Raw genomic sequence first — 24,640 nt, 5'->3', positions numbered from 1 at the left:
TACATGTTCACCCGATTCCGGAACTCACCGACCGAACCGCTCTACCCGTTCCCCGCGCGTGCACCAGCCGCAAGCCGGGCACCCAGGCCGTCCGGCGTGATCCGTGCGTGATCGACGATCCTGGCGTGGGCCACCCCTGCCCGACACCAGCTGGCAGCGACCACACGCGGAAGACACCCGAAAGTGGAAGCAAACAGTGGATACCAGCACGGCCAAGTAGAAGCTGACACAAATGGAAGCGGACTCTTAATCCGCGGGTTGTAGGTTCGAGTCCTACGCGGCGCACCACCAACAAGCAGGCCATATAGCCATCGGGCTATGTGGCCTTGATCTTTGTGGGACGTCGGTAGGACGTATGCGGAGCAGCCGCACGGTGTGCCGGTCCTGCGCGACCGGGCGGCGGTCCCGCGGATGGCGGCGTTCGGAGCCGAGCGCCAGGGGTCGCCGAGTCGCCGCCCGCGATGCCGATGCCGATCACCACGCGTCGCGGCCTGTACGGGTCCGCCTCGTCGGCGGGTTTCGGGAAACGACATTGCGCATTTGCGTTGCGCAACTGCGCAACGGCACACCGTGATAGCCGATACGGCGCCCAGAATAGATCGCACGCGATCTACAGGGGGTGACGGGATGGTTGCTCAGGTGAATTTGGAACGATCCACCGTGCTGGTCACCGGCGCGGCCGGCTTTGTCGGCAGCCACATCGTTTCCGGACTTGTTGCACGAGGGGCGGCGGTGGTCGGGGTCGATGTCCGCGCAGCTCCGGCGCATCTTTGCCCTGCCATGAAATTTCACTGCGAAGATTTCGCCGACGACAGCGTGCTCGGCATGGTCGAGGCCGGGCACTTCGACGCGGTGGTGCATCAGGCAGCAATCAGTTCCACGCTGGAGGACGATGGGGACCTGCTGCGCGACGTCAACGTCGACCGGCCGATGCGGCTGGCGCAGAGATGTGCAGTCGCCGGCATCCCGTTCGTTTATGCGTCGTCGTCCAGCGTGTACGGGCGCATCCATCATAAAGGACCGATCACCGAAAACAGCGTCGACGACCGCGCCCTCTGCAGTGGGCCGTTGAATGCCTACGCCCGTTCGAAATTGCTATTCGACTCCCAGCTTGCGACCCGGGCGCCTGCCGGGCTGCATTGGGTCGGGCTCCGATACACCAATGTCTTCGGTACCCGCGAGCGACACAAGGGCCCGATGGCTTCGATCATCTCGCAATTGCTGCGTACGGTGGCGACCAACGGCACACCGACGTTGTTCGCCGACACGCTCGACGCCAGCCGCGACTACGTCCCGGTTCAGCGGGTGGTGGAAGTGCTTGAGCGGGTCCTGGAGGTCCCGGTTCCCGCCGGCACCTACAACGTCGGGTCCGGCTGCCCGGTCAGCTTCGCGACGCTCCTGCGCTGGTGCAGCGAGTTCACCGCGGCGGCCGGCGTCAACGTCCGGCTCGTGCCCAATCCGATCGCCGACCGATATCAGTACTGGACGTGCGCCGACCCGCGAAAGCTACAGCTAGCCACCGGCCTGTCCGCGTTGGCGGTCGAGGACGTGCGGGCCGCTGCGTCCGATTTGTTCCACGCTTTCGAGTCGATGCCCGACGCGTGAGGACGGCGCCGCATCAACCCCGACAGTCACTGGACGCGACCGATCGATTGCAATAAGTGTTGACAGGCATGCGATGGGGGCTGAGAGTTGCAGGAGCCACCTGCAGTTGATGCTCGGGCCGGCCGGTCGGAGCGAGATCGCCAGGAGAATCTGTGCCGGATGTCGCCTTGCCCACACGTGAACGGACTCTGATCGCTCTTCTCGCGGCTGGCTTCAGTGACGCATCGGCCGCGCGCAAGCTCAAGATCAGTCGGAGGTCGGTGACCTACTCACTGCGCAATCTGATGGATCGCCTAGGAGTGGACAACCGCTTCCAGCTGGGACTCGCGCTGGGAGCGCTCGGCGTAGCAAAACCCTATCGAGAGGTGCCGGCGAGGGCCTCGTCCAACGACTGCTTCGGTGGGTCGGCGCACGCCCGGAAGTGACAGCGCATTCTGGCTTGGTGGAAATCGGCGGATTCACGCCCGATCCCGTGGAGATTGCTTTTGTCGATCCTCGGAATCACCATGGCCTGGCATTCGAGCGGCCGGGCACCGCTAGCATTGACCGGTTACGATCGGCCGATGGCCCAGGGCCTTCCGGTCTTCACGGTGTTTCTGGCCTCCCCGGGTGATGTGGTGGAGGAACGCGCGATCGCGCGGGACGTGGTGCGGCGGCTGCAGTTCGATCCGTTCATTCAGCGGCACTGTTCGTTGCGGCTGGTCAGCTGGGACGAGCCGGCCGCGCCGGTGCCGCTGCTGGCCTCGGAACACCCGCAGCACCTCATCGACGACGTGTTGCCCCGGCCGGGTGAGTGTGACGTGGTGGTGGCGATTCTCTGGTCGCGGCTGGGTAGTCCGGTGCCGGCGTCGCCGCATCCTTCGGGGACGGCGGCCGAGATCGACGACGCGCTCGCGGGGCGGCCGGACGTACTCATCTATCGCAAGACCGCGGAGCCTACGGTGGCGCTGGGTGCGCCGGACATCCTGGAGCGCACGCGGCAGTACGCAGCGGTCCGGTCCTACCTGGCCGGGCTCGCGGAGAGCCTCGCCGCGCGGGGGCGGGGCATGTTTCAGGAGTTCGGGTCGCCGACCGACTTCCGGACGCTGCTCGACGCGCACCTGCGGCGCCTGGTCGAGCGGCGGACCCGCAGCCGGCCCGCGGCCGAGGCCGGGCGCGCGGAACGGCGCTGGGACACGTCGCGGTCGCCGTACCCGGGGCTGGTCGCGTTCACCACGGCCGACGTCGACTGCTTCTTCGGGCGCGACCGGGAAGTGGACGCGCTCACCGCGCGGGTGCGGACCACCCCGCTCACCGTCGTGCTGGGTGCCAGCGGCTCGGGCAAGTCGTCGCTCATCGGCGCCGGCCTGCTGCCGCGGCTCGCGGCGCTCGACGGGCCCACCCGGTGGGTGACGCCCACGTATGACGTCGAGCGGCATGTCTGGCACGGGCCGCGGGTCACGCCGACCGGAGTGGGCGCCGACCCGGCCCGGTGGCCCGCACCCGTTCCGGACGTCGGCGGCCGGGCGCTCGTCTTCGTCGACCAGCTGGAGGAGATTTTCGGGCCGCCCTGTGCCGGCTACCGCGACGCGTTCCTCGACCACCTCGTCGCGGTCGCGGACCACGGGCCGGCCACGGTCGTGGTGAGCCTGCGCGCCGACTTCCTCGGGCACGCCCTGCAGCACGAAGGGCTGGCCCGGCATCTGCAGGCCGGCAGCTTCCTGCTCGGACCGCCCGACCTCGCCGCGATCACCGAGATCATCGGCCGGCCGGCCGCGGTGGCCGGTCTCCGCTTCGACCGGGAGCTGCCCGAGCAACTGCTGATCGACGCCCGGCGCGAGCCGGGTCGCCTGCCGCTGCTGGCGTTCGCGCTCAACGAGCTTCATCAACGCCGTTCCGACGACCGGCTCACCGCGGCCGCGTACGCGGAAATCGGTGGGGTCGCGGGAGCGCTCGGACGGCTGGCGGAACGCACGTTCGGCGCCCTCCCGGAGGGCGTGCGGGCCGAGTTCGGCGCGGTGCTCGGCCGGCTCGTCGCGGTGGACGAGGTCGGTGGGCCGGTACGGGCGCGGGCGTCGGTGGCGGCCCTGTGCACGACGGCGGAACGCACGGCCCTGGTCGACGCGCTGATCGCGGCGCGCCTGCTGGTCGCCGATGCGACGCACGTGGAACTGGCGCACGAGGCGGTCTTCCGGGGCTGGCCGCGGCTCGCCCAGTGGATCGACTCGGTGCACGAGGACATGCTCACCCTGCAGCGGCTGCGGCGGGCCGTGGCCGAGTGGCTGCAGAGCGGCCGGGACACGGCCTTCCTCTGGCCGCAGCCGCGGATGGACGCCACCCTCGCGGCGGCCGGCCGGATCGGGGCCGAGCTGCGGGCGGACGAACGCTCCTTCCTGCGGCCCGAGGCGGAGCGGCTGTGCGACGAGCTCCGCCGGTCCGGACTGGGTCACCGGCGCCGGCAGGAGATCTCGGTGCAGCTGGCCCGCCTGGGCGACCGGCGGCCCGGCATCGGGGTTGCCGCCGACGGCCGGCCGGACATCGAGTGGTGCCGGGTCCCCGGCGACCAACCACTGTGGATAGCGAAGCATCCGGTCACGGTCGCGCAGCTGGACGCGTTCCGGCGCAGCCATTACCGGCCGGACGTCGACGGCGTCCCGACCGGGCTGGAGAAGACCGCGCCGAACCTGCCCGCCACGTGCAGCCGGCGGGAGGCGATGACGTTCGTCAGCTGGGCCAACAAGGGCCGGACCGCCGGCGGTCCGGTCGTTCGGCTACCGACGCGAGCGGAGTGGGAACGCGCGGCCGGCGGTCGCACCTATCCCTGGGGCGACGACTGGCGGGACGACCACGCTAACACGATCGAGAGTGGACTGGGAGGAACGCTGGCAGTGGGCATGTATCCCGCAGGGGCGGCGCCGTGCGGCGCGCTCGACATGGCCGGCACGGTGTGGGAGTGGTGCGACGACGAGTCGGCTCCCGGTCACCGGGTGCCGGACGATCTGCACCTGCTCAAGGGCGGCTCGGCCTGGGAAAAGGCGGCGACCTGCCAGGTCACCGGCGGCCGGCGGATGCGCGGCGACGTGGCCCGGGACGACGCCGGGATCCGCCTGGTCCTGGTGGGTACCCCGTGAGTCACCCGCTCGTTCCGGCCGGGCGGACCACGCTCGTTCCCGGGCGACTCGACGCCTCGGTCTTCCAGCATCACGCCGATCCGGACATCGCCCTCTGGGTCTTCACCACGCACGGATTCGAGGCGCTCGGCGGACGCGAGCTGGTCCTCTTCGTACGCCGCCACGGGAACGCCCACCCGCAAAGCCCCTTCCAGATCTTCTCGGTGATATTCGACCAGGTTTCCCGGGGCGCCAGCGTCAACCCGGACACGTTGCTGACCCTGGGCGGAAACCTCGACCTCGATCCGCGCGTGGGCGGCCTGCTCTGCCTCGACTTCCGCGATGACAGCCGCCAACGCTTGCCGCGCGCCGACGCGTACGGCCATCAGACTTTTCCGATTTTGCTTTTGCCACTGCTCACCGAGGAGGCCGAGGCCACCCGGATGCTGGGACAGCCGCGCATGCTCTCCCAGCTCAGCCGGGCGACCGACTGCTGGCCCTACCCGTGGTGGTTCGAGCCGGGGCGCAAGCCGGCGCTCACGATGACCCCGCCGGCAGGCCGGAACCCCAGCATGCTCGCCGGGCTGCCGCTCGACCGCGCGCCGGTCTCCTACCTCGAAGCGCTCCTCACCGGCCCGCATCTCGACCTGCGCCTGCCGATCGAGGATTGCGACCGCTTCGTGGAACTGCTCTCCGGCGGACGCGACACCATGGTGCTCTTCCCGTGCGCGCTCAGCCCCGCGGCACACGGCCGGCTGGTCTGGGAACCCGGTCAGGACCACATCGGGGCGCAGGCCGAGCCGGGCCGGACGGTGGGACACGGCGAAATGCGGTTGGCCGGCAACTTCCTCGTGCTGGCGCACGGCGACGTCGCCGACGAGACACGGTTCCTCGAGGACGGCTTCGCGGTCATGGTGGCCGGGCCGACCTGGCAACGGCTGATCGACGCCCTCCGCGCGAAGAAGCCGGTGACCTGGCGCGCTTCCGGGTACGTGACGGAGGTGAGCCTCGACCTCCACCGCCGGACCCACACCTCCCCGTTCGTCGACACCGGACGGGAAGACTTCATGACGTATTCGCCGGACCAGCTCTATCCGCGAGCGGGCGAACGCCGCCTGCGCAACGCGGAGCTCGACCGGACGGTGCTGCTGACGGATCAGCGGACGATCGCGGCGGCGGTTACCGCGGAGGCGCTTGCGGCTTACCTGCACGAGCTGGAGCTCGCGGTGGACGACGAGTTGGAGGGGGTCGAGCACGGGTGCGAGGAGATCGCGGTGTTCGTGCAGTTGCCGGTGGGTGTCTCCATGGCGGCGCGGCCGGATGTGCTGCCGGTGAGGGTTGGCGAGCGGCTCGTTCGCCGGCTTGACGAGGTGCCGGCGCCGCCGATCGAGGGCGTGATGGTGCAGCTTGAGGTCTATTTCCGCTGCGGGCGCGGTTAGCAGGAGACGGCCACTGTGGCGCATCGCCCGGCGGTGCCGCAACCGGCCGAGCTGCCTAACCCGCTTGCCGAGTCGCTCGGCCGGCTCGAAGATCTCGTCCTGCGTGCGATCGATCCGCCGCTGAATCTCCAAGGCATGCCGGCAACGCCGGTGCGGGCCAGGCTTACCGAGCTACGCCGCACCTACCGGCGAAGTGGCTGAGACCAGGTCGTTCAGCTCGCAGGTCGGGACGGCGATCCATCCCTCGGTGCGTGCCGCCTCGCGTTGCTCGGGGTCGGGTCGGCGGATCTTGCCAAGGGCGGCGGCGCGGGCGGCGAGAGCCGCGATGACCGCATCGAAGGCATCGTGACTGATGCGGCAAAGTTGGTCGAAGCCGCCTAGGTCCAGCCAGGGCGCGGCTGCGGTCAGTTCCTCGACGAGGAAACCGTAGTCCGCCGTACGGCCGGGCGTTTTGTAGCCACGGTGAGTCAGTCGCCATCGGCGTAACGCGGCGGCCGGATAGACCTCGACCACCACGCCGTCACCGCATCGGTCCACTGGCTGTCCCTGCTCACCAAGCCGAGCCAGGAGGGCGGCGCAACGGAACGCGGCGTGCGCGATGCGGTCGGCGGAGACGCTGAGTGGGCGCAGCCCGGCTTCGGCGTGGACGACCTGGTCGATCAGCCGGTACGCCCGATCGCGGCGGCGTCTCGCCACTCGACGACAGCGATCGCGGTCCGGAGGTCCTGTGCGGCGAAGTCCACGCCGAGGGTCAACACGGGTGATGAGCGTAGCGCGGTAGGCCTGCTGAAGGTGGGGCTTGACCTCAACCAAGGTTGACGTTCGACCATGGCCGCCATGGACAACCGGATCACCGTCATCGGTACGGGGGCGATCGGCGGGGCGGTGACGCGCCGGTTGCTGGCCGCGGGGCGTGACGTCGTCGTCTGGAACCGGACCGCGGCCCGCGTCGCCCCGCTCGTGGCGGCCGGCGCCCGGCCGGCGGATTCGATTGCGGCGGCCACCGCCTCGAGCCGGCTCGTACTGCTGACCCTCACCGACTACGCCGCGGTCCGGGAGTGCCTGGCTCAGTTTGACGGCCACCGGCCCGGTCTGACCGTCGTCGCCCTGTGCACCGGCACCCCGCACGACGCCCAGCAGGCGGCCCAGCAGGCGGCCCGTTACCTCGACGGCGGGGTGCAGGCCGCGCCCGAGGCGATCGGCACCGCGTCGGCCACCTTTCTGTTCAGTGGCTCCCGGGACGCCTTCGACGAGCACGCCGCGACGCTCGGGCTGCTCGGCAGTGTCCGGTTCGTCGGTGAGGCGCCGGAGGCGGCCGCGATCTGGGACCTGACGCTCTTCGGCGTCTGGTACGACGCCCAGCTCGGGCTGCTGCGCGCCCTCGAGACCGTGCGTGCGGCAGGCGTGGATGTCACGGATTTTGCGGGTACGGCGGGCAAGCAGCTCGGGTACGTGGTCTCCGCGGTCACCGGGACCGCGGCCGAGGTGCAGCGCGGCGTCTACCCGTCCGGGCCGGCCACCCTGCCCGAGCACCTCACGGTCATCCGGCAGCTTCTCGAGCACCGGGCCGGCCACCGCCTCGGCGACGGTGGCCTGGCGGCGGTGGCGGCCCGGATCGAGACGCTCGTCGCGGCCGGCCACGGCTCGGACGGGCTGACCGCGACGGTGTCAGAGGCGGGCTCCGACTGCCGGGTTACCGCGGGGACGCAGGAATGGTGAGTGGCGGATGGTGCCGTTGGGGGCGCGCGGACCGGTGATCACGGCCGGGTCGGTGCAGACCAGTTCCCAGGTACCGCCGATGTCCCACGAGTTACCGGTGCCGGTGGAGGCGCCCAGCAGCAGGTCGGTCGCGTTGGCCAGGGCGAGGTTACCGGTCAGCGTGGATTGCGAGTCCTGGACGTCGATGCCGGTGCCGCCGTTGCGCCACGCGGTGTTGCGGTCCAGCACCATGGCGCCCGGGTTCGCGTTGTCGATGAAGCCGCCCTTGGCGTTGTCGAACGCGATGCTGTTGCGGACGACGTGGGCTGCCGGCAGGTCCTCGTCGCCGCCGCCCAGCTTGAAGCCGTTGCCGTCGCCGGCGAAGTCCGGGAAACCCCAGCGGTCGACGCCGTTGCCCCAGGCCACCGAGTCCTCGATCACGATCGGCGAGAGGAACTCCCAGGCGTCGAAGCCGTCGTCGACGTTGTTCCAGAGCCGGGCGCCGCGCACCACGTTGCCCTCGCCGGAGCCTTCCTTGATCGCGAGTCCGTCCGCGCTCTCGCCGTTCTTGCGCGGATCCCGGTTCCCGTACGCGTCAAGATTGATCACTTGATTGCGGGCCGACGCCGCCTGGATGTGCAGGCCGCTCTCGTAGTTGTCCCGGGTGATCAGGCGGTCGAAGACGTTGTCGTTGCAGTCCCGGCAGAAAATCCCGTACGGGCCATTGATGATCTCCAGATTGACCACCCGCCAGAAATCCGCCTCGATATGCAGCACGCCCCGCTCCAGGTTGGGAATGCTGCCGTTGAGCGGTGCCGGCGTGTGCGGCAGTTCCTCGCCGTCGATGACGGCTTTCTCGCGCCGGTACGAGGTCAGGGTGTACGGCGTTTCGGCCGTGCCGTCCTTCATGATGCGGATGTTGCGGACGGGCGCATAGGTGCCGGCGCGCAACGCGATGGTGTCGCCGGGCTGCGCCAGGTCGACGGCCGCCTGGATCGACGCCAGCGGGGCCTCGACCGTGCCCGGATTGGTGTCGGCACCGCCGGGCGCCACGATCAGGACGCTGCCGGCCGGGGCTGCCGACGCGGGCGCGATACCGCCGAACGCGACCAGCGCGCCCGCCACGGCACCGGAGAACAGCCACCTTTGCGCCTTCACCACGACGACCTCCACTCAGGAATGCGCTTTCCTGGAAACCTATTGACTCATATCGATGCAGTCAACTTTTCTTCATCTTCCGTCCGGGACGCCGATTGGAGAGGATCGAACACCGCACGCCGGTGAAGGAGGCAGCATCATGCAGCGCGCGAGGCTGTGGCTCCGAGGCAACGCCCTCGCGGCGTCCGGTGTGCTCGTCCTCCTCGCCGGCACGGCGTGGCTGCTCATCGGGCTGGCGCACGAGTGGGCGTACCCGGTCATCGGCTGGTTGCCGGTCGTGGTGGCACCCGTGCTGGCCCTGTACGCCTGCTGGCTGGTCGCCCGCAAGGCGTCGCTGGACCCCGGCACCCGGCGGTTCTGGCGGCACATCACCGTCGCGATGGCCTTCTACGTCCCCGGCAGCCTGGCCAACCTGGTCGACGCGGTCGGCGGGCCGGAGCCGTCCCAGCGCATCGGCCCGGTCGCGCTCGTCTGCTACCTCGGCACGCTCGTGGTGGTCATGTGGGCGCTGCTGCGACTGCCGTCCTGGCAGCGCACCCGCGGCGACTGGATCCGGTTCGGCCTGGACACGTGCGTCGTGCTGGTCACCAGCGGCGCGTTCGTCTGGCACTTCTCGATCCGCGACCACGAGGCCTGGCAGGTGCAGACCGGCTCGACCGGTCCGGTACTCGCCATCATCGGGGTCGCGTTCGTCGCGGTCATCACCTTCGTCAAGGTGGCGTTCGCGGGCGCCGGCCGGCTCGACCGGCGGGCCCTGCACTTCCTCGCCCTGGGCGCCACGGCCAGCACCCTGGTCGGTGGGCTGACGCCGTTCCTCAGCGACCACCCCTACCTGTCGACCACCATGATCTCCATTCCGGTGTCGTCGCTCGGCGTGCTCCTCGCCGCGCTGCGGCAACTGAGCAGCGACGGCCGCCTGCCCCGGCCGCGGCGGCAGCGGATGAGCGTGGTTCCGTACGTCGCGGTGGCCGGCATGGCGATTCTGCTGCTGTCGACCAGCGAAACGGGCGGCACCGAGTCGACCATCCTGAAGTGCGCCGCGGTCACCATCACGTTCCTGGTCATGGCCCGGCAGATCGTCGCGCTCCGGGAGAACCGGCGGCTCCAGCATCAGCTGACGCACCAGGCCACCCACGACCCGCTGACCGGCGTCGCCAACCGCGCCCTGTTCGAGCGGCACGTCGAGCACCTGCTGGCCTCGAACGCGAAGTTCCACGTGGCGCTGCTCGACATCGACGAGTTCAAGGCGACCAACGACCGCTTCGGCCACCACACCGGCGACCGCCTGCTGGTGATCGTCAGCCACCGCCTGACGGCGGCCGTGGGCCCCCGCGGCATGGTGGCCCGCCTCGGCGGCGACGAGTTCGCGCTGATCCTGCCCGAGTCGGACACCGCCGGCGTCGAATCGGTGCTGACCGGCATGGTCACGGTGCTGCGCGAGGCGCCGCAGCTGAACGGCGCCACGATCGGCAGCGTCGCCAGCATCGGCGTCACCGCCGGGCAGCCCGGCGACACCCCCGAGGACCTGCTGCGCCGGGCCGACGTGGCCATGTACGCGGCGAAGGGGCTCGGCGGCGACCGCTGGCACTGGTTCGACCCGGCGATGGACGAGATGGCCCGGGAAACCGCGCGCCTCAACGCCGACCTGCGCCGCGCCCTCGCCGACGACGAGTTCTTCCTGCTCTACCAGCCGATCGTCGACCTGCCCAGCCACCGCCCGGCCGGCGTCGAGGCGCTGCTGCGCTGGCGCCATCCCGAGCGCGGCCTGGTGGCCCCCGACGTCTTCATCCCGCTGGCCGAACGCAGCGGCCTGATCGTCGAACTGGGCCGCTGGGTCCTGGAGAACGCCTGCCGCCAGGCCGCCGAATGGCAGACCAGGTACGGCGGCAACGCCCCCGCCAAGGTCAGCATCAACGTGTCGGCCCGCCAGCTGGCCGAACCCGACTTCGTCGAGACGGTGGACGAGATCATCTCCCGCACCGGCGTCGACCGCAGCCGCCTGATGCTGGAGGTGACCGAGACCGCGGTACTGGCCCCCGGCCCCGGCCTGGAGGCGATCCACCGCCTGCGCGCGAACGGCCTGCGGGTGGCCCTGGACGACTTCGGCACCGGTCAGTCGTCGCTGAGCCTGCTGCTGAACTGCCCGGTGGACGTGCTGAAGGTCGACCGCTCGTTCGTCTCCGGCAACGCGGCCGACCACGCCGGCGCGGTAATCGTGGAAAACCTGATCGGCTTCACGAATGGCTTGCACATCGAGGCGATTGCCGAAGGCGTGGAAACGCGGGAACAGGCGGGGCGGCTGTTCCAGGCGGGATACCGGCTGGCGCAGGGCTATCTGTTCGGCCGCCCGATGTCCGCCGAGGACATCGAGGCCCAGTTGGACGCGACAGCCGGGACGATCGTGATGTCCTGAGGCGGGGCCGCGAAGCAGAAAGCCGCCCGGCAGAGCAACGCCGGGCGGCGTACGGGAAACCGCAGTCGACTGTGCGGGAAACGGAAGCTCAGGTCAGTCCTCGACGCGGAAGCCGACCTTCAGGCGAACCTGGAAGTGGGCCACGTCGCCGTCGACTACCTGGCCTCGGATCTCCTGGGTTTCGAACCATTCGATGTTGCGGACGGTCTGGGCTGCCTTGCGGATCGCGGTGCGGATGGCGTCGTCGACGCTGGTGGGGCTGCTGCCGACGACCTCGCTCAGGCGGTAGACGTGGTTGCTCATCGGGGTGTCTCTCCTCGGGCTCGGGGGTGGCCGGTCCCCGCTAGCGAACCACGCGGCGCGCCGGGATCGCGGGGAACGGCGTCAATTCACCCAGGGCTGAAAGGTCTGGTGCGCCGTTCTGGATCAGCCAGACAGTGGGCGCCATGAATTTCCGACGAAAGCTCCTGGCCGCCTCGGCGGCCTCGGCCCTGGTGGTCACCGGGCCGCTGCCCGCTCGCGCGGCGCCGGATCCGGGTGGCACGGATCCGGCTGGCACGGATCAGGTTGTGCAGGCCGTGCCGGAGAAGCAGCGCACGGCCGTGCTGGGCCGCGGCTGGAAGTCCTCCGGCGACCTCGCCTGGCAGCTGTCCGGCGACGCGGACGGGTTGCACGTGCAGACCGCCGCGGAAGCGGACGGCTACGCCTGGCGGACCACGGCCACGCTGGCCGAGCCGGGCATCGAGACCGACCTCTGGATCGGCAACGCCTGCGTCACCGGCTCCGGCGACCGGGCCGTGGTGGCCTACGCGCCGCGCACCTTCACCAACCGGGGGGTGCTGTTCGACCGGGGTGCGTTCGCGGCCGTGGTCGACCTGCGCACCGGCTCCGTGCGCAAGCTGCGGGCGCGGGTCAGCCTCGCGTACTTCAACCCGTCCTGCGGTACCGGCGAGGAGGCCGTGCTGACCCAGGCCGGCGACCAGGACCTGGGCCGCACCCGGCTGCTGCGGCTGAACGCCGCGACCGGCGCCGTCACCTCGAAGATCGAGGTGCCCGGCCAGCTGACCTCGGCGGTGCCCACGCCGGGCGGGATTGTCGCGGCCGATGCGGGTGCGGTGGTACGCGTGGAAGCCTCCGGCAAGCGGCGCATCCTGGCCCGCACCTCGTCGGTCCCGTTCCGGCTGGCCGCCGACGCGGACGGCGGGGTGGTCTATCTCGAGCAGACCGGCAAGGACACCACCGTGGCCCGGCGGTTGGGGCGCGACGGGGGCACGCCAGCCACCCTCACCACCGGTGCACTGTCCAAGCTGGACGTCACATCCGGCCGCGGGGGCCGGGTGTACGTGACCGGTGCCGCCACGAAGGCCGAGGCGGGCACCGTCACGCTGCTCGACGCCCCGGCCGGCACCCGGGTGTCCACCGAGGGTGCGCTGGCCGTCACCGGGGTGTCCGCCGACCGGAAAGAGGTGAGCGCCCGGGCACTGCGCACCGGGCGTACGGTCACCCTCTCGGCCGTGACCACCGCCAAGCCGGAAGCGAGCCGGGACCTCAGCCCCGCGCTGCTCGGTGATTCCACCAACCCGGCCGACTTCGCCGAGCGGTACTGCTCGGTCCCCCGCAACGACCCCAAGAACCAGGCCATGCAGCCCAAGCCGCGGCAGGTGGAATGGGCCGTCGACCAGGCCGTCCGCAACGTGCTGACGGTGTACCGGCCAGACAACTGGAAGAACCTCGGTATGCCCGCCTACACCCCGCAGGGCATGTTCCCGCCGATCCCGCTCAGCGGCGGCGGCAACGTGCCGGCGCAGGTGATGCTCGGCATCGCGGCGCAGGAGTCGAACCTGTGGCAGGCGGCCCGGTTCGCGGTGCCGGGGGTGACCGCGAACCCGCTGATCGGCAACTACTACGGCGTCGACATCTACAACGGGACCGAGGCCGACGACTGGACGATCCGCTGGGACAAGGCCGACTGCGGCTACGGCGTCACCCAGGTGACCGACGGCATGCGCCTGGCCGGGCGGGAGAAGCCGGGCGAGACCGCGCTCCCCCACCACCAGCAGCGGGCCGTGGCGCTGGACTTCGCCGCCAACATCGCGGCGGGGCTGCGGATCCTGCAGTCCAAGTGGAACCAGACCCGGGACGCCGGGCTGGTCCTCAACAACGGTGATCCGTCGAAGATCGAGAACTGGTTCTACGCGGTCTGGGCGTACAACAGCGGGTTTTATCCCGAGTCGCAGGCGGCGGCCAACAACGGCGCGTGGGGTGTCGGGTGGGCCAACAACCCGGCCAACCCGAAGTACCCGGCGAACCGCGGCTCGTTCCTGGAGACCGACGACTACAAGGACGACTACGCGGATGCCGCCCGGCCGCAGTTGTGGCCCTATCCGGAAAAGGTGATGGGCTGGGCCGGGCACCCGGTCGAGGTGCTGGAGGCGCCGGACACGCTGGTGATCGGCTACCGGGCGGCCTGGTGGAACGGCGGCGCGGTGAACGGGCCGATCAACCGGCACCACGTGCGGCCGCCGCAGGACATGTTCTGCGACTTCAGCAACAACTGCGAGTTCGGCTCCACCTGGCTGCCGGACGCACCCGAGGTGATCGGCGAGCCGGCCGGGCCGTGCAACCACCGCAACTCCAGCGGAAAGATCGACCTCAAGTGCTGGTACCACAAGGCCGTGGGCTGGAAGGTGGACTGCGCCCTGACCTGCGGCAACGAACTGGTGCGATTCGATCCGGGGTACGCCTACCAGGAGGACGGCACGGCTTACCCGCCGAGTTGCGACCTGACCGGCCTGCCGTCCGGCTCCCGGGTCATCGACAACCTGCCGAACCAGACACCGTCGGTCCGGCCGAACTGCTATCTGTCCGCCGGAAACAACGGTGACCTCAAGTTCGACTACATCACCGACTCGCACGGCCAGTATCCCGGCAAGATCGACACGCATCAGCTCGGGATGGGGCTCGGCGGGCACTTCTGGATGACCAACAGCCGCCAGCGCACCGCGCCGGACGGGCTGGTGTTCAGCGGCACCTGGCGGTTCAACCAGGCGTACCAGGGAGTGGGCCGGGTCTGGGTGCATCTGCCGCACCTGCACAACGGCACGACGTACGCGCAGTACGCGGTCGGCACCGGATACGGCGACCGGATCCGGACCATCTCGCAGAAGGGCACCGGCAACCGCTGGGTGAGCCTGGGCGTGTTCCCGTTCGACGGTACGCCGCAGGTACGCCTCACCAACGTCTCGCCGACCGGCGACGGCAGCCAGCGGGTGGCCTTCGACGCGGTCGCCCTCCAGCCGCTGACCAGCGTGCGCACCGTGTCGACGCTGAGCTGGAACCTGGCCGGCGCGGCCCAGAACGACGGCGACTTCTACGTGGTGGACCGGCTCATGGCGGAGGTGACCCAGCGGCGGCCGGACGTGCTGCTGCTCAACGAGATCTGCGACGGACAGTTCGACAACCTGTCCGCCAAGCTGGCCCAGTCCGGCTGGCAGATGCACGGGAACTTCCAGGTGACCGGGTCCGGCACCAACCCGACCTGCTTCAACGAGAGCGGCGGTGACCTGGCCGAGGGCATCGCGGTGTTCGTCCGGGGCACCGTGACCGGCACCCAGAACTACCGGTTCCGGCTGGACAACAGGCTGGTGCTGACGCCGTCTACCGAGGATCTCGGCACTCGCGGGGTGGCGTGCAGCATCGTCCGGTTCAGCACCGCCGACAAGGACGCCAAGGTCTGCGTCACGCACCTGGAGACCGGCTATCCGGCCAACATGTCGGCCGCGTACCAGGCGCAGGAACTGGCCCGGGTGTTCGGGCCGGAGGCCCGGCAGAAGCCGTTCATCCTGGGCGGCGACACCAACATCGACACGCTGCCGGCGAACGACCACATCGGCGCCGTCTACAGCGAGCCGCTGGGCACCGGCGAGTTCAACGAGGTGGAGCAGGCTCGCGCCTGCATCGTGGCGAAACCCTGCGAGGAGTTGCAGGGCGGCACCGACACGTTCCTCGGCGGCGGACCGGACGCCGAGCAGAAGAAGCTCGACTACGTGTTCGCCGACCGCTGGCACTTCGCCATCCCGGTCGGCCGGGTGGTGGTGAACGAGAACGTCGGGCTGTGCGGCGAGCAGCGGAACAAGCCCTGCTCGGACCACAAGCTCATCTACAGCGAGCTGTATCTGCCGGCCGGCTGAGATGCACGCATCGTCTACCGTGGATATCCAGACCAACACGGGGAGTGATGAGTTGTCTCGACATACCGTCCCGTACCGCATCCTGGTCCTGGTAGCCGCGGTGCTGCCGCTGGTCGCCGTCTCGGCGGCGCCAGCGGTGGCCGGTGCCCGGCCCGGTGACTGGCCCACCTGGCAGGGTGATCTGCAAGGCTCCCGGCACAACGCGGCCGAACACCGGATCACTCCGGCCACCGCCGCCGAGCTCAAGCTGAAGTGGGCGTTCGCGTATCCGGCGACCGGCGCCCCGGTCAAGAGCCAGCCCGCGGTCGTCGGCGGCGTCGTCTACTTCGGCGGACCGGACGGCAAGTTCTATGCGCTGGACGCCCGGACCGGGCGGACGCGGTGGACGTACGACCTGAACGCCGGCCGCGCCTTCGTGCTGGACGGGCCCGCCGTGGCTCGCGGCAAGGTGTACTTCGGTGACAGCCGGGGTTACGTGTACGCCCTGGACCAGCACACCGGCCGGCTCCGGTGGGCGAAGGACACCGAAACCCATCCGGCGGGCCTGCACACCAGTTCGCCGCTGTACTACGACGGCAAGATCTACATCGGGGCGTCGAGCGGGGAGAACACCGGCGACGCGAACACGCCGTGCTGCACGTTCCGCGGCCACCTGGACGCGCTCGACGCCGAGACCGGCGAGTTGGCCTGGCGCTACTGGACCGTCCCGGAACCGGTGCAGGTCGGCACCTGGCCCAGCGGCGCGGCCCGCTGGGAACCGTCCGGTGCCGGCGTCTGGAGCTCACCGGTCATCGACCCGGCCACCCGCACGCTGTACGTGGGCACCGGCCAGAACTACACCGGCAGCGCCGGTGACTTCGACTCGCTGCTGGCGCTGGACGCCCGGACCGGCGCGGTGCGCTGGAAGCAGCAGGTCACCGACGCCGACACCTGGCGCAGCCTGTGCAACGAGCCGGACGCCGAGGGCTACTGCCCGGGCCTCAAGGACGGCAGCGCGCTCGACTACGACATCGGCGCCACCCCCAACCTGTTCCGGGTGGGCGGCCGCACCATCGTCGGCGTCGGCCAGAAGAGCGGCGTCTACCACGCGTTCGACGCCCGCACCGGGCGGGTCGAGTGGCGCCGGCAGCTGGGCGTGCCGCTACCCAGCGGCGGCATCTCCGGCATTCAGTGGGGCAGCAGCTACGACGGCCGGCGGCTGTACGTGGCGACCTACTTCGCCGATCCGGGCACGCTTTTCGCGGTCGACCCGGCCACCGGCCAGGTGCTGTGGCAGACACCCAACCCGGCCGACGGTTGCACCACCGGCGGCGCGGCCCGGTTCCCCGAGGTGTGCACGCTGGCACACACGCCGGCGGTCACCACCAGCCCCGGGCTGGTCTACGAGGGCAGCAACGACGGCAAGATGCGGGTGTACGCCGCCGGCACCGGTGACGTGCTGTGGGAATTCGACACGATCCGCGAGTTCACCGGTGTCAACGGGCGGACCGGGTTCGGCAGCGCGATCTCCGGCAACGGCGGCGCGGTGGTGTCCGGCGGCATGCTCTACGTCCAGGCCGGCTACTACCCGTTCTATCCCACCGAGCACGGCAACGTGTTGCTGGCGTTCGGCCTATAGGTCCGGGGTGTCGGCGGGGGCCATCAGGCGCAACGCGTTGGCGTGCAGCCCGATCCGCAGCGGCGTGTGTCCGCACGGTTCCCCGTCGACCTCCACCCGGGCCGGGCGGTCGGTCTCCACCCACAGCTCGCCGGTGGCCAGGAACGGTTCGTCGCCGAGCGTGCGCCGGTGGCCGGTCGCCGCGTTGCGGGCGGTCTCGCGCAGCAGGCCCAGCCGGGTGCGGCCGCCCACCGGGTAGGCCACCAGCAGCCGGTCGTCGGCGTGCGCGTCCGCGGTGATCGGCCGGCCCGCGTGGAAGCCGCCGTTCGCGACGTACAGCTGGTAGGTCACGAAGACGTGCTTGCGCTCGTCGGCGCGCACCACGGCGCGCAACGGTCGCTGCCGGAGCAGAAGGCCAAGAGCGGTGAGCGGGTACGCGAAGCGGCCGAGCACGCGTTTCAGCGGCCGCGGCGCCTTGAGCATCACCTCGGCCGACAACCCGATACCGACGTGGTTGGTGAACAGCATGTCGCCGGCCTCGCCCAGGTCGACGTCGATCACCTTGCCGTCCACCAGGGTCGCGACCGCCTCGTCGAGGTCGAGCGGCGTGTGCACCGTACGGGCGAAATTGTTGGTGGTCCCCAGCGGCAGCAGACCGAGCGCCACGTCGCGATGCGCGAGCAGCCGGGCGGCGGTGCTGATGGTGCCGTCGCCGCCACCCACCACGAGCAGGTCCGGGCTCAGCGCGAGGGCGTCCTGGAGGCGGTCCTCGAGATCCTGCGGACGGTCGATCCGGTACGCGCCGAGCAGGTCGAACCGGCTCGCCACCAGGCGTTTGCGGGCCGCCTCATACAGCTGCTGCCCGCGCCGGGAGTGGGCGTTGACCAGCAGCACCACCCGCTTGTCGCGCCGGATGGCCTCGGTCAGCTCCTGCTTGGTCCGCACCGGCCCGACCCTACCGGTGGCAGCCAGGGCCTGTCCTATGCGTCGCCGCGCGCCGGTTCGGTCTCGCTGATCGGCAGCACCGGCTCGGGGTGATCGCAGGACCGCGCGACCGTGCCCGAACCGCAGCAGCACGACTCGTCGGCCCGGCCCGGCAGCGGCACGCCCAGCGAGATCGTCTCATCGTCGCGCGGGAAGCCGGCCGCCATCGCGGTCTCCGCGGCCACCCACCAGAGATCACGGCAGTACGGCACGAGGATCTGGTACGCGAGGTGCACGGCGTTCGCGATGTGCAGCTTCACCGGCGACTGCGACCCGGTCGGCTCCAGCGACAGGCGCGGGCGGCCGTCCCGCAGCGGCGGCGCGGCCCGCCAGTAGGCGCCCTGCGACTCGGCGTTCGGGTGCACGACCTCGCACAGCATCGCGTACATGTAATCCAGGTTCTTGGCGAACTCGACGTTGCCCCGGGACACCCGGTCGCGCCGCGCGGTGCCGGCCAGTTCGTCGTAGAGGTGGTTGCCGAGCCGGGCCTGCCACAACTCGGCCCACAGCGGGGTGTCGGTGGCGCCGGCGACCTCGAGCACCGCCTCCGGCGAGCCGTGCACCGGCCGCCACGCGTCGAGCAGCTTGGCGTGCCCGTCCACGGTCACGAACGAGATCTCCAGCAGCATCCGGGCGGCGCCGGCGGCCAGTTGCAGCGACCCGTGTTCCAGGCAGTCCAGCGCGGACGCGCCGAGTTCGACGCCCTGCACCAGGCGCTCGGCCCGGTGCGCCACCACGAACGAGGCGAACGACAGCGGGTCGTGCAGGTGGAACTGGTCGGTGCCGAGATGGATGAAGGTCGAGGGCAGCGGGTGACTGGTGAAGTCGTGCAGCAGGAAGTCCACGAACCGGTCCAGCTTCTGCAGCTCGATCCGGGTCTGCGGGCCGACCCCCGCGGTGTCCCGCAGCGCCGGCTCGATCACGCTCGACCAGGCCACACCGTCGGATCGTCGCAGAAGCTGGATGCCGCGAAGCGCCCTGGGCCATCCCCTACGCTCGTCCGCCACGTGCCCGAATTTACCCGCAATAAGCAGCGGGGGCCGCCGTTTCCGGCGACCCCCGCTGTGATGCTGGTGCTGACTAGCTGGCGTACGTCTGGAGCTCCGCGATCCGCGGGGTGCCGGACGCACCGGTGATGTCGAACGTGATCTTCTTGGCCGACGTCGAGGCGAAGCTGATCGCGCTCGGCGAGCCGCTGCCGGAGGCCAGGACGGCACCGGTGTCACCGTTCAGGACTCGCCAAGCGGTGATCGAACCGCCGCCGGAAGCCTGCACGATGTTGACCCGGGACACCGAGGTGGCGGCGCTCCACTTGACCGACACGTAGCCGGTGGAACCGTTCGGGCCCCAGTAGGTGGACGTGTTGCCGTCCCGCACGTTGCCGTAGCTGGTGCCGCTGGCCTTGCTCGAGCCGTCCGCACCCGCGCTGAGGCTCAGGTTGGTGCCGGTCGGCGGGTTGGTCGGGCCGGTGGTCGGCGGCGTCGTCGGACCGGTGGTCGGCGGCGTCGTCGGGTTGGTCGGCGGCGTGGTCGGGTTCTGGGTCGGCGGCTGGGTCGCCGAGCAGTTGCCGTTCGAGGTCTTGATGCCGGTGTTGGCACCGGCGGTCGAGGACACGATGCTCGGCGTGCAGGAAGCGCCGTCCAGCGAGTACGAGTACGGGATGCTGACCGTGGTGGTGGACGCCATCGCCGGGCCCGCCGGGAAGCTGTCGCTGCCGGCGGCCGACCAGGTCACGTTGTCCAGGATGTTGCCGGCGGTCTGCCAGGTGCCGCGCTGGTCGGTGTAGAACGTGCCAAGAACGTCCTTGGAGTTCTTGAAGTAGTTGTTCTCCACCTTCGCCCGCGCGCCGGCCCGGGAGTTGATGCCCGACTCGATCAGCTGCACGTACGAGTTGTTGTAGATGTGCGCGATACCGCCCCGCAGCAGCGGCGTACGGGAGTCGATGTTCGAGTACAGGTTGTGGTGGAACGTGACGAAGCCGTTCGCGGTGTCGCTCTCGCTCGACCCGATCAGGCCGCCACGGCCCGAGTTGCGCAGGATGCTGTACGACAGCGTGACGTACTGGGTGTTGTCCTTCATGTCGAACAGGCCGTCGAAGCCCTCCGACTCACCACCGGACGCCTCCAGGGTGACGTGGTCGACCCAGACGTTGCGGACGGTGCTCTCCATGCCGATCGCGTCGCCGCCGTTCGAGGTCGGGGAGCCCGACTTCTTGACGTTACGGACCGTCACGTTCTGGATGATGATGTTGCTGGAGTCCCGGATGTGGATGCCCAGCTGGTCGAACACGGCGTTGCCGACACCGAGGATCGTGACGTTGCTGATTTCCTTCAGCTCGATCTTGTCGGCCGCGGTGTTGCAGCTGTCGCCGGAGACCTTGGTGGTGTTGCCGTGGTTGATGGTGCCGGTCACCTCGATGATGATCGGGGTGCTGCTGCTGGCCCGGTTGCACAGGGCCGTGTGGATCGCGGTACCGGTGCTGGCTCGCACGGTGGTCCCGCCGGCGCCGCCCCGGGTGCCACCGTTCTGGGTGGCGTATCCGGTGGCGCTACCGACGGCGGCCGAGGCCTCCAGCATCGGCAGGACAACCGCGATCGTGCCCCCGGCAGCGGCCGTGGCCACCGCCGCCAACAGTCGCAGTGCGACTGGTCGTCTCATCCTCTTCTCACCTTCGTCTTCGAGGGGTGACGGCCCGCCACCGTGGTCCACCGCGCGTTCCTGCCGCGCGTCCTGCCGGATTCCAGAGCGGGCCATGCCGAAAGCGCGCTCACACCCACCGCAAGGGTCACAAGGACCGGGCTGACTCGCGGCGTTGGAAAGCGCTTTCCACTGGGAGAATAGGGAGCCTTCGATTTTCCTGGCAAGATTCTGTCCGGATTACGGTGTAATGCCTGGCGTAACTCCGACGTAACTTCTGTTTCCCCACCACACCCCGTCGCGACCCGACCGCAGCCCGCAGCGAACCCCCACCGCGACCCCGCCGCCACCGCCCGCCGCGCCGCCACCGCCTCGCCACGGCCCACCGCCCGCCGCGCCACCGCCCGCTGGCGCTCGCCCACGACGCGATGTTGTCGATCTGCGGCGGGGAGGCCGGGAGTTCGGAGGCGCGTCAGCCGGGGACTCGGCTCCAGGTCTGCCACAAGCGGCTGTACGGGCCACCCGCCGCCAGCAACTCCTCGTGGGTGCCCTGTTCGGCGATGCGGCCGTGGTCCAGGACCACTATCCGGTCGGCGGTGGCGGCCTGGGTCAGGCGGTGGGCCACCACCAAGGTGGTTCGGCCCTCGGTGGCGGCCATGGCGGCGTTGTCCAGGTCGCGGGCTCCGGCGCTGCCGGCCTCGGCCGTTGCCTCGTCCAGGATGGCCACCGGCGGGTTGGCCAGCAGCAGGCGGGCCAGGGCCACCTGCTGGGCCTGCGCCGCCGTCAAGCGGTGGCCACCTTCGCCGACGTGGGTGTCCAGGCCGTCCGGCAGAGTGGGCAGCCAGCGGGTCGCGCCCACCCGGTCCAGGGCCGCGTGCAATTCCTCGTCGGTGGCCGGCGGGTGGGCCAGGCGCAGGTCCTCGGCCAGCGGGCCGGCGAACACGTGCACCTCCTGGCTGATCAGGGCGATCGAGCGGCGCGTCCGGATCGGGCCCAGGTCGGTCAGGGTCTGGCCGGCCAGACGCACCACGCCGTCCGAGGGGGTTACCACGCCGGCGGCTATGCCGGCCAGGGTGCTCTTGCCGGCGCCGCTCGCTCCCACCAGCGCCACCCGTTCGCCGGGGCGCAGGTGCAGGCTCACGTCCCGCAGGACCACCGGGCCGTCCTCGTAGCGGTGTGCGGTCACGGTGATGTCCAGGTCGCCCGTCCGGACCGGGTCGCCGACAGCCGGCGGGGACTCGGGCAGGGCCGCCACCCCGACCAGGCGGGCCAGGCTGGCCATCGCCTGGAGCACCGAGTCGGCTTCCAGCATCAGCATGCCGATCGGGTTGAACAGGCGGTGGAAGTAGAGGGCCGCCGCCGTGGCCGCGCCGACCGTTGCCGCGTCCTCGCGTACCAGGAAAAAGCCTGTCACCAGGACCGCGGACAGGCCGATGAACTCGGCGCGGTTGATCCGGGAGCCGAAGCGGGTGTAGACGCGGAAGACCTCCAGCGACAGGTCGCGGGCCACCGCGGAACGGTCGGCGATACGGGCTACGTGGGCGTCCTCCATCCGGTACGCGCGGACCGTCGCGGCGCCGTGCAGCGCGCCCGCCATGGCCTGCGCGCGCTCGCCGGTGGCCACCCGCTCGCGGGCGTAGAACGGCACCGACTGCGGCAGGTACCAGCGCAGCGCGAGCGCGTACGCGGGCACCGCCACCAGGCCTGCGAGGCCGAGTCGCCAGTCGAGCGCGAACATGCCGGCCGCCGTGAGGGTGACCGCGAGCAGCGAGCCGATCAGCGGGGGTGCGGCGTCGGTGATCGCGGAGGTGACCACCGAGACGTCCTCGCCGGCGCGGGAGACCAGGTCGCCGGTGCCGGCCCGTTCCATGGTGCCGGACGGCAGGTGCAGCACCCGGTCCAGCACCCGCTCGCGCAGGCGGGCCAGCACCGTTTCGCCCAGCCGTGCGGTCAGCGCCGCGGCCACCGCGGTCAGCGCCCCGGCCAGGACGGCGGCACCCGCGATGACCGCGGCCGTGTTGACGACGTCGGCCGTCGTGGCGCCGGCGATCACCTGGTCGACCAGGCGGCCCAGCATCCACGGGGCGACCAGGCCGCTCGCCACCGCGACCAGTTGCAGCACCGTCGCGGCCACGCCCAGCCAGGGCAGTCGCGCCAGTTCGCCGCCCAGCGTGCGGGCGACCTCGCGGTTCGTCGCGATCGGCAGAAGGACGCGCGGCTCGGTCATCGCAGCACCGCCGCGCGGTAGCGGGCGTCGTCCGCGACCAACTGGTCGTGGGTGCCCTCGGCGACGATCCGGCCGCCGTCCAGGACGGCCACCCGGTCGGCCGCCCGCAGCAGCGCGGGGCTGCTGGTGACCAGCACCGTCCCTCGTGGACCGTCCCTGCGGGCGGCCGTCACGCCCTCGGCGACCAGGGTCTCGGTGACCGCGTCGATCGAGGTGGGGGGGTCGTGCAGGACGAGCACGGGCGGGTCGGCGGCGAGCGCGCGGGCCAGGCCGATGCGCTGCCGCTGGCCGCCGGACAGGTTGGCGCCGCGTTCGGTGAGGGTCCGGTCGAAGCCGTCGGGGTGCGCCGCCACCACGTCGTCGGCCGCGGCGACCCGGATCGTGCCGTGGTAGTCGTCCCGGGGCACCCGGCCGGCGAGCAACCTCACCAGGGCGTCCGCGTCCCTCGGGTCGTACGCCAGCACCCCCAGGATCTCCCCCGCACCCAGCCGCAGCCGGACCGCCTCGAGGCCGTTGTACTTGATCTCGTCGAGAGCGAGGCGCTCGCCGGCAGCGGGTCGGTGCCGTGCCTGGTGAGCGGTGCCGAACCCAGCACCCGGGCGACCCGGCCGGCCGACGCCCGGGCCCCGGCCAGCAGTTGCACGCACCAGCCGAGGGTCTGCACCGGCTCGGCGATGAACTGGGCGAGGCCGACCACCGCGACGAGTTCGCCGACGGTGAGCCGGCCGGTCAGCGCCAGCCAGCCCGCGATGCCCGCGACCGTCGCCAGGAACAACCCGTTCACGCTCGTGGTGAGTCCTAGGTGCAGGCCCTTGGTGTTGGCCGCACGCAGGGTGACCCGCAGGGCGTTACGGCTCGCGGTGGCATATCGGCGCGCCGCACTCTCCTGCGCACCGATCCCGCGCAGCACCCGCAGCCCGGTCACGAAATCGACGGCCAGCGCGGTGGTCTCGGCCAGCGCCTCCTGCTGCGCCTCGCCACGCCGGGTGAGCACGGGAGCAAGTCGCTGCAAACCCCATACCATCAGGGGTACGCCGAGCAGCACTCCGACGCCCAGCCACAGGTCGATGACCAGCAGGGACACCGCGGCCACGGTCACCGCGGTGAGCGCCGCCGCGGTCATCCCGGCAGCCCGCACCACCAGCACCGACAGCTCGGCGTCCGAGGCCGTGACCGCGAGCAGCTCCCCGTCGCGCATGCCGGAGCTGTGCCCGCGCGGGTCGAGGGCGCGGCCGGCGATCTCCACGCGCACCAGGTGGGCGTCGTGCTCGACCGCGGCGTAGGCCTGCCGGGCACCGAACAGGTAGGCGAGGGCGAGGACGGTGAACAGCAGCGCGAGCGCGCCGAGCGAGATCAGCAGGGCGGTGGTGTCCGAGGTGGCGACGGCGCGGTCGATGACCACCCCGATCGCGACCGGCCCGGCCGGCTGCCGGCGCCGACGGTTACGGTGCCCCCCGGCTCCCGGCGCCGGTCCACCATGGGCACCGTCCGGCAAGCGCAAGACGGCGTCCCGGGCAATCACACTTTTGGTGGCTCCCCGTACCCGGAAGATGACGAAATGCTAGCGGTCCAGCGGGACCAGCGCAGACGAACCCTGCGAGTC

General features: G+C 70.8%; 17 protein-coding genes. 8 read left to right on the top strand and 9 right to left on the bottom strand.

Annotated elements, in window-relative coordinates:
• Nucleotides 1–627 precede the first annotated feature (627 nt).
• From Ari01nite_RS40400 to Ari01nite_RS40385, 4 genes are all read left to right on the top strand, one after another.
• Entirely contained in the window at nt 628–1,605 is a 978-nt protein-coding gene (locus tag Ari01nite_RS40400) for an NAD-dependent epimerase/dehydratase family protein (RefSeq protein ID WP_203788654.1), read from the top strand.
• Nucleotides 1,606–1,757: 152 nt separating this feature from the next.
• Nucleotides 1,758–2,030, top strand: coding sequence for a helix-turn-helix domain-containing protein (locus Ari01nite_RS40395; protein WP_203788652.1), 273 nt, complete (start codon nt 1,758–1,760; stop codon nt 2,028–2,030).
• Between the two features lie 138 nt (nt 2,031–2,168).
• Nucleotides 2,169–4,715 carry an nSTAND1 domain-containing NTPase gene (locus Ari01nite_RS50425; protein ID WP_239163436.1) on the top strand — a complete coding sequence of 849 codons (2,547 nt, stop codon included), beginning with the start codon at nt 2,169–2,171 and terminating at the stop codon, nt 4,713–4,715.
• Nucleotides 4,712–6,133 (top strand): hypothetical protein, encoded by a 1,422-nt coding sequence (locus tag Ari01nite_RS40385; protein ID WP_203788650.1) that lies wholly within the window; start codon nt 4,712–4,714, stop codon nt 6,131–6,133. Before Ari01nite_RS50425 ends, Ari01nite_RS40385 begins: the two co-directional genes overlap by 4 nt.
• Before the next feature lie 171 nt (nt 6,134–6,304).
• Here Ari01nite_RS40385 and Ari01nite_RS40380 read toward each other — a convergent pair whose 3' ends face one another.
• The gene (locus Ari01nite_RS40380; protein WP_203788648.1) at nt 6,305–6,946 is read right to left on the bottom strand and encodes a DUF429 domain-containing protein; all 642 of its coding nucleotides are present in this window, start codon (nt 6,944–6,946) and stop codon (nt 6,305–6,307) included.
• Nucleotides 6,947–6,970: 24 nt separating this feature from the next.
• Here Ari01nite_RS40380 and Ari01nite_RS40375 point away from each other — a divergent pair, with 24 nt between their 5' ends.
• Nucleotides 6,971–7,852: an NAD(P)-binding domain-containing protein gene (locus tag Ari01nite_RS40375; protein ID WP_203788646.1), complete on the top strand. Its 882-nt coding sequence runs from the start codon at nt 6,971–6,973 to the stop codon at nt 7,850–7,852.
• On the opposite strand, the gene Ari01nite_RS40370 is transcribed toward Ari01nite_RS40375, so the two are convergent.
• Complete coding sequence (locus Ari01nite_RS40370; RefSeq protein ID WP_239163434.1) at nt 7,802–8,989, bottom strand: right-handed parallel beta-helix repeat-containing protein; 1,188 nt, start codon at nt 8,987–8,989, stop codon at nt 7,802–7,804. The two genes, Ari01nite_RS40375 and Ari01nite_RS40370, sit on opposite strands and share 51 nt — an antisense overlap.
• 139 nt (nt 8,990–9,128) lie before the next feature.
• Here Ari01nite_RS40370 and Ari01nite_RS40365 point away from each other — a divergent pair, with 139 nt between their 5' ends.
• A complete protein-coding gene (locus Ari01nite_RS40365) occupies nt 9,129–11,402 on the top strand; it encodes a putative bifunctional diguanylate cyclase/phosphodiesterase (RefSeq protein ID WP_203788644.1) in 2,274 nt (757 codons plus the stop codon).
• Between the two features lie 93 nt (nt 11,403–11,495).
• On the opposite strand, the gene Ari01nite_RS40360 is transcribed toward Ari01nite_RS40365, so the two are convergent.
• The gene (locus Ari01nite_RS40360) at nt 11,496–11,705 is read right to left on the bottom strand and encodes a dodecin (RefSeq protein WP_203788642.1); all 210 of its coding nucleotides are present in this window, start codon (nt 11,703–11,705) and stop codon (nt 11,496–11,498) included.
• Nucleotides 11,706–11,848: 143 nt separating this feature from the next.
• On the opposite strand from Ari01nite_RS40360, the gene Ari01nite_RS40355 reads away from it, so the two are divergent.
• Both Ari01nite_RS40355 and Ari01nite_RS40350 read left to right on the top strand, forming a co-directional pair.
• The gene (locus Ari01nite_RS40355) at nt 11,849–15,592 is read left to right on the top strand and encodes an endonuclease/exonuclease/phosphatase family protein (protein ID WP_203788640.1); all 3,744 of its coding nucleotides are present in this window, start codon (nt 11,849–11,851) and stop codon (nt 15,590–15,592) included.
• 52 nt (nt 15,593–15,644) lie between these two features.
• On the top strand, nt 15,645–17,210 hold the full coding sequence (locus Ari01nite_RS40350) for an outer membrane protein assembly factor BamB family protein (protein ID WP_203788638.1): 1,566 nt from the start codon (nt 15,645–15,647) through the stop codon (nt 17,208–17,210).
• Here the strand turns inward: Ari01nite_RS40350 and Ari01nite_RS40345 are convergent.
• The 6 genes from Ari01nite_RS40345 to Ari01nite_RS50415 all read right to left on the bottom strand — a co-directional run bounded on the left by Ari01nite_RS40345 (nt 17,205) and on the right by Ari01nite_RS50415 (nt 24,439).
• Nucleotides 17,205–18,134: a diacylglycerol/lipid kinase family protein gene (locus Ari01nite_RS40345; protein ID WP_203788636.1), complete on the bottom strand. Its 930-nt coding sequence runs from the start codon at nt 18,132–18,134 to the stop codon at nt 17,205–17,207. The genes Ari01nite_RS40350 and Ari01nite_RS40345 overlap by 6 nt on opposite strands.
• A 35-nt stretch (nt 18,135–18,169) precedes the next feature.
• Nucleotides 18,170–19,111, bottom strand: coding sequence for a hypothetical protein (locus Ari01nite_RS40340; RefSeq protein WP_203788634.1), 942 nt, complete (start codon nt 19,109–19,111; stop codon nt 18,170–18,172).
• Between the two features lie 142 nt (nt 19,112–19,253).
• Nucleotides 19,254–20,831, bottom strand: a complete 1,578-nt coding sequence (locus Ari01nite_RS40335) for a pectate lyase family protein (protein ID WP_203788632.1) — start codon at nt 20,829–20,831, stop codon at nt 19,254–19,256.
• 451 nt (nt 20,832–21,282) lie between these two features.
• Entirely contained in the window at nt 21,283–23,037 is a 1,755-nt protein-coding gene (locus tag Ari01nite_RS40330) for an ABC transporter ATP-binding protein (RefSeq protein ID WP_203788630.1), read from the bottom strand.
• Complete coding sequence (locus tag Ari01nite_RS50420) at nt 23,034–23,465, bottom strand: ATP-binding cassette domain-containing protein (protein ID WP_239163433.1); 432 nt, start codon at nt 23,463–23,465, stop codon at nt 23,034–23,036. The genes Ari01nite_RS40330 and Ari01nite_RS50420 overlap by 4 nt, the downstream gene beginning before the upstream one ends.
• Entirely contained in the window at nt 23,462–24,439 is a 978-nt protein-coding gene (locus Ari01nite_RS50415; RefSeq protein ID WP_239163432.1) for an ABC transporter transmembrane domain-containing protein, read from the bottom strand. The genes Ari01nite_RS50420 and Ari01nite_RS50415 overlap by 4 nt, the downstream gene beginning before the upstream one ends.
• Nucleotides 24,440–24,640 lie beyond the last annotated feature (201 nt).

The sequence above is a fragment of the Paractinoplanes rishiriensis genome (assembly GCF_016862375.1).
GTDB lineage: Bacteria > Actinomycetota > Actinomycetes > Mycobacteriales > Micromonosporaceae > Actinoplanes > Actinoplanes rishiriensis.
This window is presented reverse-complemented; position numbering and strand designations above follow the sequence as displayed.